13 protein-coding genes are annotated in these 9,556 nt (G+C 61.1%); 10 read left to right on the top strand and 3 right to left on the bottom strand.

Features of this window, described 5'->3' with window-relative positions:
• Positions 1-246: 246 nt before the first annotated feature.
• The 3 genes from BBF94_RS25880 to BBF94_RS25890 form a co-directional block, all read right to left on the bottom strand.
• Positions 247-1,113, bottom strand: a complete 867-nt coding sequence (locus BBF94_RS25880; RefSeq protein WP_065261765.1) for a phasin family protein — start codon at positions 1,111-1,113, stop codon at positions 247-249.
• A 10-nt stretch (positions 1,114-1,123) separates the two neighbouring features.
• Positions 1,124-1,546, bottom strand: a complete 423-nt coding sequence (locus BBF94_RS25885) for a phasin family protein (protein WP_065261766.1) — start codon at positions 1,544-1,546, stop codon at positions 1,124-1,126.
• 160 nt (positions 1,547-1,706) lie between these two features.
• Entirely contained in the window at positions 1,707-1,982 is a 276-nt protein-coding gene (locus tag BBF94_RS25890) for a polyhydroxyalkanoic acid system family protein (protein ID WP_065261767.1), read from the bottom strand.
• A gap of 165 nt (positions 1,983-2,147) precedes the next feature.
• Between BBF94_RS25890 and ubiE the strand changes: the two genes are divergently transcribed.
• The 10 genes from ubiE to BBF94_RS25940 all read left to right on the top strand — a co-directional run.
• Entirely contained in the window at positions 2,148-2,918 is a 771-nt protein-coding gene (gene ubiE, locus BBF94_RS25895; RefSeq protein ID WP_065261768.1) for a bifunctional demethylmenaquinone methyltransferase/2-methoxy-6-polyprenyl-1,4-benzoquinol methylase UbiE, read from the top strand.
• Positions 2,918-3,541: a ubiquinone biosynthesis accessory factor UbiJ gene (locus BBF94_RS25900; protein WP_007952419.1), complete on the top strand. Its 624-nt coding sequence runs from the start codon at positions 2,918-2,920 to the stop codon at positions 3,539-3,541. The genes ubiE and BBF94_RS25900 overlap by 1 nt, the downstream gene beginning before the upstream one ends.
• Complete coding sequence (gene ubiB, locus BBF94_RS25905) at positions 3,538-5,142, top strand: ubiquinone biosynthesis regulatory protein kinase UbiB (RefSeq protein WP_065261769.1); 1,605 nt, start codon at positions 3,538-3,540, stop codon at positions 5,140-5,142. Before BBF94_RS25900 ends, ubiB begins: the two co-directional genes overlap by 4 nt.
• Positions 5,143-5,222: 80 nt before the next feature.
• Positions 5,223-5,624 carry a phosphoribosyl-AMP cyclohydrolase gene (gene hisI / locus BBF94_RS25910; RefSeq protein WP_065261770.1) on the top strand — a complete coding sequence of 134 codons (402 nt, stop codon included), beginning with the start codon at positions 5,223-5,225 and terminating at the stop codon, positions 5,622-5,624.
• Complete coding sequence (locus tag BBF94_RS25915) at positions 5,617-5,949, top strand: phosphoribosyl-ATP diphosphatase (RefSeq protein ID WP_065261771.1); 333 nt, start codon at positions 5,617-5,619, stop codon at positions 5,947-5,949. The genes hisI and BBF94_RS25915 overlap by 8 nt, the downstream gene beginning before the upstream one ends.
• A gap of 25 nt (positions 5,950-5,974) precedes the next feature.
• Entirely contained in the window at positions 5,975-6,253 is a 279-nt protein-coding gene (locus tag BBF94_RS25920; protein ID WP_007952423.1) for a twin-arginine translocase TatA/TatE family subunit, read from the top strand.
• Between the two features lie 10 nt (positions 6,254-6,263).
• Positions 6,264-6,716 carry a Sec-independent protein translocase protein TatB gene (tatB, locus tag BBF94_RS25925; protein WP_065261772.1) on the top strand — a complete coding sequence of 151 codons (453 nt, stop codon included), beginning with the start codon at positions 6,264-6,266 and terminating at the stop codon, positions 6,714-6,716.
• Positions 6,713-7,501, top strand: a complete 789-nt coding sequence (tatC, locus tag BBF94_RS25930; RefSeq protein ID WP_065261773.1) for a twin-arginine translocase subunit TatC — start codon at positions 6,713-6,715, stop codon at positions 7,499-7,501. Before tatB ends, tatC begins: the two co-directional genes overlap by 4 nt.
• Positions 7,498-8,205: a 16S rRNA (uracil(1498)-N(3))-methyltransferase gene (locus tag BBF94_RS25935; protein ID WP_065261774.1), complete on the top strand. Its 708-nt coding sequence runs from the start codon at positions 7,498-7,500 to the stop codon at positions 8,203-8,205. The genes tatC and BBF94_RS25935 overlap by 4 nt, the downstream gene beginning before the upstream one ends.
• A gap of 235 nt (positions 8,206-8,440) precedes the next feature.
• On the top strand, positions 8,441-9,556 hold a 1,116-nt coding region (locus BBF94_RS25940; protein ID WP_141676631.1), incomplete at its 3' end, for a methyl-accepting chemotaxis protein.

Consider the following 9,556-nt stretch of genomic DNA (forward strand, 5'->3'; position numbering starts at 1 on the left):
CCTCTCCCAGAGGGAGAGGGAACCTACCGAGGTGTCTCTAGCTATACGCCGACCTGAACGAGCTTGGCGATTATGGATTCGGTACAACACTTTCAGGTCGGCGTAATTCTCAAACATCCCACGGTCAGTTCCCTCTCCCTCTGGGCGGTCCGACGTTTCGGGAGGGCTAGGGTGAGGGGGCTTTTGGATCTGACATACAAAAACGCCCGACCTTCACAGGCCGGGCGTTTTCCTGAGCCCTGAAAATCAGGACTGACTGGACGGCGTCGACGGCGTCGATGCAACAGCCGAAACGGGCGCCGGGGTTGGAGCCGAGGCGGAGTTCGACGTGCTGGCCAGTGCTTGCGGTGTGGTCACCGGTTTTGGTGCAGCTGGTTTCGGCGCAGCGGCTTTCGGCGCGGCCAGTTTTTTCACTGCAGGCTTTTTCGCTGCTGCCGGTTTGGCCGCAGGCTTGGCAGCCGGTTTGGCGGCAGCGGTTTTCGCTGCTGGCTTGGCCGCCGGTTTTGCAGCAGGTTTTGCAGCAGGTTTGGCGGCGGCCTTGGCTGCGACCGGTTTGGCCGCGGCTTTCGCTGCCGGTTTGGCCGCTGCGGTTTTGGCCGCGGGCTTGGCTGCAGGCTTGGCAGCCGCCTTGGCCAATGGCTTGGCAGCAGGTTTTGCCGCTGGTTTGGCTGCTGCGGTTTTGGCCGTCACAGGTTGTGCTTTGAGGCCGGTGAGTTTTTCGATCTGCTTGGTCAGGGCATCGACCTTCTTGTGCAGATCCTTCACTTCGTTGCGGCTCGGTACGCCCAGGCGCGAAATCGCACTGTTCAGGCGCTTGTCGAAAGCCCCTTCCAGTTGATCCCACGTACCCAGCGCACGATCTTTCACGCCACTGATGCGCGACTTGGCCGAAGAAGCGGAGTCCTTGGCGGCATCGACTTTCTTGCCGACCGCTGCCTTGGTGAGCTTCTCGGCTTTCTCGCCGTCTTTGACCAATGTCTCGAAGAGCTTGCTGCCGTCAGTGTCGATCTTCGAGTACACGCCTAAACCAGCCAGCCAGATCTTGCGGGAATAGTCTTCGACTTTTCCGATCCACGAGCTGCCTTCTTTATCGGTGTTCTTTTTACCAGCCATCCCGTTCTCCTTAAGATTTACGCGCGGCGCGTTCGAGCAATGCCGTCAGCTCATCGAGCTTAGCAGAGAGTGCCTCAACGTCATGTTTAGACGGAATGCCGATACGATTCAAGGCACTGGCGACGCGCGTGTCGAACGCCTTCTCGACCTTGTCGAGCTGAACTTCGACGCGACCTTTGAAAGAACTGACTTCGCTCTTGGCCTCATCGATCTCGGCGTTGGCCGCTTCGAGTTTTTCGGTGACGGCTTTTTTGCCTTTTCTTTCAACGGTTTGACCCGCCTTGATCAACTCCTGAAAGTACTCGCTGCCCTCCTGACCGACCTTGGTGTAGGCACCCAGGCCAGCCAGCCAGATCTTGCGGGCATAGGATTTGACGTCGCTCAAGGCAGAAGTCGAGGCGTCGATTTTTTTCTTCAAAACAGCTTTGGCCATGGTGCACCTCACGCGCAGAAGGTTTGAGGAACTGCCCTGACGAGTGTCGGGCTCAGGCACAAAGTAGGGAGAAAAATTAGAAACGGCACCCTAACAACTGACATAAAAGGCAGGTGTGCGAGAAAAGAAAGGGGAGCCCGAAGCTCCCCGTTTGTCCTGATCAGACCAGCGCTTTATCCAGCGCTTTTTCGATCTCGGCTTTGATCATGCCGCTCATGGCCGACATCATCAGGCCCAGTTCCACGTCGACCCGGATCGAATCCTCGGCCACATGCACCGCACCCTTTACGCCGGAACGCTTGAGGTTCAGGGTGTCGCCCGACCATTGCGGCTCCAGGCCATACTGATCGGAGAGTTTCTTCGCCAGTTTGTCGGCTTTCTCGCGGGCCGCTTCCTTGCCCAGGCTGTGGGCACGCTCAACACTGATTTGGGCCATTGAATGACTCCTGCTTTTTGAATGGGGCTATGAATGCCTGCAACGAATCTTGACCGCCACTGCGGCAAATCGTCCCGAAGGTTGCCCATCTTACCTTTAGCCATTCCAAGACAAAGCATGGCTTGGGGATTAGAATGTCGCGCATTCTCTTTTGGTGACAGCGATATGACTGATCAGCGCAAAGGCAGCGATGCCGAACCCACCACTCACTTCGGCTTCAAAAACGTTCCGGAAAGCCAGAAAGCGGAAAAAGTCGCTGAGGTGTTCCACTCCGTGGCCGCCAAGTACGACCTGATGAACGACCTTCTGTCGGGCGGCATGCACCGTCTGTGGAAGCGCTTCGCGATCGAACTTTCGGGCGTGCGCCCAGGCAACCGCGTGCTGGACATCGCCGGCGGCACTGGCGACCTGACCAAGAAATTCTCGCACCTGGTCGGCCCCACCGGGCAGGTCGTTCTCGCGGATATCAACGAATCCATGCTCAAGGTCGGTCGTGACCGTCTACTGGATGTCGGTGTTTCGGGCAACGTCGAATTCGTTCAGGCGGACGCGGAAAAACTGCCGTTCCCGGACAACCATTTCGACTGCGTGACCATCGCCTTCGGCCTGCGCAACGTGACGCATAAAGAAGACGCCCTGCGCTCGATGCTGCGCGTGCTCAAGCCGGGCGGCCGCCTGCTGGTGCTGGAATTCTCCAAGCCGACCAACGCGCTGATGTCCAAGGCCTACGACGCCTACTCCTTTGCCTTCATGCCGTTGATGGGCAAGCTGATCACCAACGACTCGGAAAGCTATCGCTATCTGGCCGAATCGATCCGCATGCACCCGAATCAGGAAACCCTGAAGTCGATGATGGTCGACGCCGGTTTCGACCGCGTGACCTATCACAACATGACCGCAGGCATCGTCGCCCTGCACCGCGGCATCAAGCCCTGATGCTGCTGACCGGGCTGCTGGCCAGCGTCGAACTCGGCCTGAATCGGGTGCTGCGTCTCGACAGCACCGCGCTGCCGAGGCTGGCGCATCTGACCGGCAAAGTGATTGCCGTGGATTGCCGCAGCCCGGCGCTGCAACTGTTCATTCTGCCGAGCGACGAAGGTTTGATGCTGGCATCCCACTGGGAAACCGGCGTCGACTGCACCCTGCGCGCTCCGGCTTCGAGCTTGGTGAAACTGGCCCTGAGCAAGGACAAGACTGCGGTGCTGCACGCACCGGAAGTCGAACTCGACGGCGACAGCGGCGTGCTGCTGGAACTGGCGGGTGTGCTTCAGGACCTGGAGCTGGACTGGGAGTACGAACTCTCGCGCTGGCTCGGCCCGGTCGCCACGCAACTGGTCGGCGGTCACCTGCGCAGCCGCGCTCGCTGGTATCAACAAGGATTTGCCAGCCTCAACCAGAACCTCGCCGAATACCTGGCCGAAGAATCGCGCACCCTTGTCGGGCAGCGCGAAGCTGAAGCCCGCTTCAGCGAACTGGACCGGATCAAACTCGATCTGGAACGTCTCGAGGCGCGCTTCGAGCGCCTTTCCCGATCCCTCGACCCAAGCGATAACGCATGAAGCTGCTCGCCGTCCGCCGTCTGTTGCGCATCCAGCGCGTCGTGATCCGCTACCGCCTCGATGACCTGCTGTTCGATCTGCCCTTGCCGTGGTTCCTGCTGGCGCTGCGCTACGTCCTGCCATGGCGCTGGTTCCCGCGCAGGCCGCTGGACCTGAGCCGTGGCGCACGCCTGCGCCTGGCCTTGCAGGACCTGGGGCCGATCTTCATCAAGTTCGGGCAGATCCTCTCGACCCGCCGCGACCTGCTGCCGGAAGACATCGCCGATGAGCTGATGCTGTTGCAGGACCGCGTGCCGCCGTTCGATTCACAGCTGTCGGTCAAACTGATCGAAGAACAGCTGGGCAAAAAGATCAACGAAGTGTTCAGCCGTTTCGACGTCGAGCCGCTGGCCTCGGCCTCGGTGGCGCAAGTGCATGCCGCGCAGCTGAAGACCGGCGAAGAAGTGGTGGTCAAGGTGATCCGCCCGGGCCTGAAACCGGTGATCGCCCAGGATCTGGCGTGGCTGTTCATCCTCGCCCGCGCCGCCGAAAAGGTCTCCGCCGACGCGCGCCTGCTGCACCCGGTGGACGTGGTCAGCGACTACGAAAAAACCATCTACGACGAACTCGACCTGTTGCGTGAGGCGGCCAACGCCAGCCAGTTGAGGCGCAACTTCGAAGGCTCGCCGCTGCTCTACGTTCCGCAGGTCTATTGGGACTGGTGCCGGCCAAAAGTGCTGGTGATGGAGCGCATCTACGGAATTCAGGTGACGGACCTGGCCACCCTCGCCGACCAGCGCACCGACATGAAGATGCTCGCCGAGCGCGGCGTGGAAATCTTCTTCACCCAAGTGTTCCGCGACAGCTTCTTCCATGCCGACATGCACCCGGGCAACATCTTCGTCAGCACCGTCAACCCGTGGAGCCCGCAGTACATTGCGATCGACTGCGGCATCGTCGGCAGCCTGACCCCGGAAGACCAGGATTATCTGGCGCGCAACCTGTTCGCCTTCTTCAAGCGCGACTACCGTCGCGTGGCGCAATTGCACATCGATTCGGGCTGGGTGCCGGCGGAAACCAAGCTCAATGAATTCGAAGCGGCGATCCGTACCGTGTGCGAACCGATCTTCGAAAAACCGTTAAAAGATATTTCATTTGGCCAGGTGCTGATGCGCCTGTTCCAGACCGCGCGCCGCTTCAACATGGAAGTGCAGCCGCAACTCGTGTTGTTGCAAAAGACCCTGCTGAACATCGAAGGCCTGGGCCGTCAGTTGTACCCGGAGCTGGATCTGTGGAACACCGCGCAGCCGTTCCTCGAGCGCTGGATGCGCGAACGTGTCAGCCCGAAAGCCTTGATCGGCAATGTGCAGAGCCAGTTCGAACAACTGCCACACTTGGCCAACATGGCCCGCGACCTGCTCGAACGCATGTCCCAGCCCCATGCCAGCGACCCGCCGCCACCGTGGCAGAAACGCAAGGACGACTGGTTCCTGCGTCTGCTCGGCAGCGCCCATCTGGCGGGTGGCACGATCCTCGCCGCCGGTGGTCCGTTGAACGAACTGGGGCATTGGCCCGCCGGGATCATGGTGGCAGTCGGCTTGTATCTGGTCGTTCGCCGATAGCCAGTTGCGTGATCGGCTGGCACACTGTTTCAACGCCTGAACCCGACTATTGAAGTGTGGGTTCGCTGTCGGAGTCGAAGATGAAAAACTGGCTGGACGAGATCAAGTGGGACGCCGATGGCCTGGTGCCGGCGATTGCCCAGGATCACAAGACCGGACGCGTGCTGATGATGGCCTGGATGAACCGCGAAGCCCTGGAGCTGACCGCATCCGAAAACCGTGCCATCTACTGGTCACGTTCCCGTGGCAAGCTGTGGCGCAAGGGCGAAGAGTCCGGCCATGTGCAGACCCTGCATGAAATGCGTCTGGACTGCGACGCCGACGTGATCATCCTGATGGTCGAACAGATCGGCGACATAGCTTGCCATACCGGCCGTCAGAGCTGTTTCTACCGCGTCTTCGAAAACGGCGACTGGAAAACGGTCGACCCGGTCCTGAAAGACCCGCACGCTATCTACTCATCCGGACACAAACATGAGTGACACTCTGAACCGCCTCGCTCAAGTACTTGAAGAGCGCAAGGGCGCAGCGGCCGACAGCTCATATGTAGCTAGTCTGTATCACAAGGGCCTGAACAAGATTCTGGAAAAGGTCGGCGAAGAGTCGGTCGAAACCATCATTGCCGCCAAGGACGCCGCCGTCAGCGGTGACTGCAGCGACGTGATCTACGAGACCGCCGACCTGTGGTTCCACAGCATGGTCATGCTCGCCCAGCTGGGGCAGCACCCGCAGGCTGTACTCGACGAACTGGATCGTCGCTTCGGCCTGTCCGGACACGTCGAGAAAGCCTCGCGTCCGTCCGCCTGAACAACTTTTAGAGAGGAACAGCAACATGGGCATTTTTGACTGGAAACACTGGATCGTCATTCTGGTTGTCGTGGTGCTGGTGTTCGGCACCAAGAAACTGAAAAACCTCGGCACCGACGTCGGCGAATCGATCAAGGGCTTTCGCAAGGCCATGAACGACGATGAAAAACCGGCCGATCCGACCGTCACGCCTGCGCAGCCGGTGCCACCGGTTCAGCCGCAAGCCACCGCTCAGGCCAACCCGCCGCACACCATCGACGTGCAGGCGCAGAAAGTCGAAGAGCCGATCCGCAAAGACGTGTGAGCACTGACTAATGTTTGGTATCAGCTTCTCTGAACTGCTGCTCGTCGGCCTCGTTGCCCTGCTGGTGCTGGGCCCCGAGCGTCTGCCGGGCGCTGCACGCACCGCCGGCCTGTGGGTCGGGCGGCTGAAGCGCAGCTTCAACGCGATCAAACAGGAAGTTGAACGTGAAATCGGTGCCGACGAAATCCGTCGGCAACTGCACAACGAACACATCCTGTCGCTGGAGCAGGAGGCGCGAAAAATCTTCACGCCACCGGTTCAGCAGGAGCCGACGCCCGTGCAGCCAGTCGCAGAACAGACGCCTGCGTCCCCCGTTGCGGAGCAACCGGCGAGCGTCGAACACGTCTCTGCCGCAGCCGCTGAAGCTGCGCCGATCATGAAGCCTGTTGACCCCGTTGCACCTGCGGCTGCGCCAGCCACGCCAGCCCCTCACGACCCAACACAGCCACCGCGAGCACAATGAGCGATCTCCCCGAAAACGACCAGCACATGCCGCTGGTTTCGCACCTCACCGAGTTGCGCACCCGCCTGCTGCGTTGCGTCGCGGCGATCTTCATCATCTTCGCCGGGCTGTTCGCCTTCACCCAGCAGATCTATACCTTTGTCTCGACGCCGCTGCGCCAGTACCTGCCGGCCGGCGCGACGATGATCGCCACCGACGTATCGTCGCCGTTTCTGACGCCGCTGAAGCTGACCATGATGGTATCGCTGTTCCTGGCGATTCCGGTGATCCTGCACCAGATCTGGGGCTTCATCGCGCCGGGACTGTACAAGCACGAGAAGCGTGTCGCGGTGCCGTTGCTGATTTCCAGCATCCTGCTGTTCTACACCGGCATGGCGTTCGCCTACTTCTTCGTGTTCCCGCTGATCTTCAAGTTCTTCGCCTCGGCCACCCCGGCCGGCGTGGAAATGATGACCGACATCACCAGCTACCTCGACTTCGTCATGACGCTGTTCTTCGCCTTCGGCGTGGCGTTCGAAATCCCGGTGGCCGTGGTGTTGCTGGTGTGGATCGGAGTGGTCGACGTCAAATACCTGAAGAAGATCCGCCCGTACGTGATCATCGGCTGCTTCGTGGTCGGCATGATCCTGACCCCGCCGGACATCTTCTCCCAGACCCTGCTGGCCGTACCGATGTGGATGCTGTTTGAAGTCGGCATCCTGTTCGGCAGCCTGGTCAGCAAGCGCGAGCGCCCGGACGAAACCGTCGACGACCACAACGACCAGCCGCCAGCGACCCAGCCATGAACCTGCTGCTGCTCGAAGAGGCCGATTTCATTGCGGCCGACCGCGTCGTGCTGCGCGACCGGCGCCTGACCCACATGCAGGAAGTCCACCGCTCGGAAGTCGGCGACAGCCTGCGGGTCGGGCGTATCAACGGGTTGATGGGCTCTGCCGAACTGCTGCGTCTGGAAGCGGGCGAAGCCGAACTGCGGGTCACCCTTGATCAGCCACCACCGGCCAAGCTGCCGCTGACTCTGGTACTGGCCCTGCCGCGCCCGAAAATGCTGCGTCGGGTGTTCCAGACCGTGGCGACCATGGGTGTGTCGAAGGTGATTCTGGTCAACAGCTACCGCGTCGAGAAGAGTTTCTGGCAGACGCCGTTTCTGGAGCCGGAGGCGATTCGCGAGAATCTGATCCTCGGTCTCGAACAGGCCCGGGATACCGTGCTGCCGCAGATCATCATCGAGAAGCGCTTCAAGCCGTTCGTCGAAGACCGCCTGCCGGCCATCACCGACGGCACCCTCGGTCTGGTCGGTCATCCGGGCAACTTCCCGCCCTGCCCCCGCGCACTGAATGAACCGGTGACGCTGGCCATCGGCCCCGAGGGTGGCTGGATTCCCTACGAAATCGACCTGCTGACCAAGGCCGGACTGCAACCGGTACAACTGGGCGAGCGCATCCTGCGCGTAGAAACCGCCGTCACGGCTTTGCTCGCCCGCCTGTTCTAAAGCACACGAAGCCCCTGTGGCGAGGGAGCTCGCTCCCGCTCAGCGGCGTAGCCGTCGCAAAAACGGCAACCACTTGCTCATGAAGAAAGAGTGATGGCCGCTTCGCGCCCAAGCGGGAGCAAGCTCCCTCGCCACAAAAACCAGCATCACACCGGATAAATGATGTTACAGATTGCCATCATCCAGCCGATACAGTCTCCATAAGTCCAATTAGTGGTCCGAGGGGAGTCGTCGCATGTACCGTTGGTTAGCCGAGAATCTTGGAAACGTCAGCGTCAAACGCAAGCTGGGCATCGGTTTCGGCCTGGTGCTGCTGCTGACGCTGTTGATCACCTTCACCGGCTGGACCGGCATGAGCGGCGTCATCAGCCGCGGTGACAAACTCGGTTTCATCTCCAGCCTCAACGAGCTGACCAAGGACCTGCGCCTGGCGCGCCTGGATTACGAAATGCGTCGCGGCGAACAAGGCCCGGGCACGGTAAACGACCTGCTGGGCAAACTCGACAGCGGCCTGCAGACTGCACGCGGCCTGATCGAACAACCCGCCGACGCAGCGAAAGTCGATCAGCAACTGGCGGCCGTCGCCGAATACAAACGCGCCTTCGCCGACATGGTGCAAGCCGGTGCCAACCGTGAAGACGCCCGCGGCAAACTCGGCGCCACCGCCGACAACGCCGTGGCCAGGGTCGCCGAAGTCGAAAAATCCATGCTGCAGGGCGACAGCGTTGCCCAGTTCAACGCGGTGATCGACCTGAGCAAACTCATCCAGCAGGCGCGCTTCCAGGTCCGTGGCTACACCTACAGCGGCAAGACCGAAGCCGAGCAACCGGCCCTCGACGCCATCGACAACGCGCTGAAAAACCTCGAGACCCTGCCGGCCAAACTGCCCGAGCAACACATCGCCAACCTGCAACAGGCCACCGACTCGCTCAAGGCCTATCGTGCCGCCGTCAGCCAGTTCCGCGACTCCCAGGTGGCCAGCGCCAAGGCTCTGGCCCGCATGTCGGTGCAAGGTGACATCCTGCTCGATGTCAGCAAGCAACTCACCGAATCCCAGACCGTCGTTCGCGACACCGATGCCGCCAGCGCGAAGCGCCAGTTGCTGATCGCCACCCTGCTGGCCGTGGCCTTCGGCCTGCTGGCGGCGTGGGCGATCACCCGGCAGATCATCATTCCGCTGAACCAGACCCTGAAAGTGGCCGAGCGCGTAGCCTCCGGCGACCTGACGCACAACCTGATCTCCCTGCGTCGCGACGAACTCGGCCAGTTGCAGCGTTCGATGCAGAGCATGACCCAGGGCCTGCGGGAGCTGATCAGCGGCATCAGCGACGGCGTGACCCAGATCGCCAGC

Source organism: Pseudomonas bananamidigenes, from assembly GCF_001679645.1.
Classification (GTDB): domain Bacteria; phylum Pseudomonadota; class Gammaproteobacteria; order Pseudomonadales; family Pseudomonadaceae; genus Aquipseudomonas; species Aquipseudomonas bananamidigenes.

What these genes read in the sequence shown, in the direction of transcription:
- BBF94_RS25880 (WP_065261765.1), bottom strand. Translation starts at nt 1,113, where the DNA reads ATGGCTGGTAAAAAGAACACCGATAAAGAAGGCAGCTCGTGGATCGGA.
- ubiB (WP_065261769.1), top strand. Translation starts at nt 3,538, where the DNA reads ATGAAGCTGCTCGCCGTCCGCCGTCTGTTGCGCATCCAGCGCGTCGTG.
- BBF94_RS25920 (WP_007952423.1), top strand. Translation starts at nt 5,975, where the DNA reads ATGGGCATTTTTGACTGGAAACACTGGATCGTCATTCTGGTTGTCGTG.
- BBF94_RS25915 (WP_065261771.1), top strand. Translation starts at nt 5,617, where the DNA reads ATGAGTGACACTCTGAACCGCCTCGCTCAAGTACTTGAAGAGCGCAAG.
- BBF94_RS25935 (WP_065261774.1), top strand. Translation starts at nt 7,498, where the DNA reads ATGAACCTGCTGCTGCTCGAAGAGGCCGATTTCATTGCGGCCGACCGC.
- tatC (WP_065261773.1), top strand. Translation starts at nt 6,713, where the DNA reads ATGAGCGATCTCCCCGAAAACGACCAGCACATGCCGCTGGTTTCGCAC.
- BBF94_RS25900 (WP_007952419.1), top strand. Translation starts at nt 2,918, where the DNA reads ATGCTGCTGACCGGGCTGCTGGCCAGCGTCGAACTCGGCCTGAATCGG.
- ubiE (WP_065261768.1), top strand. Translation starts at nt 2,148, where the DNA reads ATGACTGATCAGCGCAAAGGCAGCGATGCCGAACCCACCACTCACTTC.
- tatB (WP_065261772.1), top strand. Translation starts at nt 6,264, where the DNA reads ATGTTTGGTATCAGCTTCTCTGAACTGCTGCTCGTCGGCCTCGTTGCC.
- BBF94_RS25885 (WP_065261766.1), bottom strand. Translation starts at nt 1,546, where the DNA reads ATGGCCAAAGCTGTTTTGAAGAAAAAAATCGACGCCTCGACTTCTGCC.
- BBF94_RS25890 (WP_065261767.1), bottom strand. Translation starts at nt 1,982, where the DNA reads ATGGCCCAAATCAGTGTTGAGCGTGCCCACAGCCTGGGCAAGGAAGCG.
- hisI (WP_065261770.1), top strand. Translation starts at nt 5,223, where the DNA reads ATGAAAAACTGGCTGGACGAGATCAAGTGGGACGCCGATGGCCTGGTG.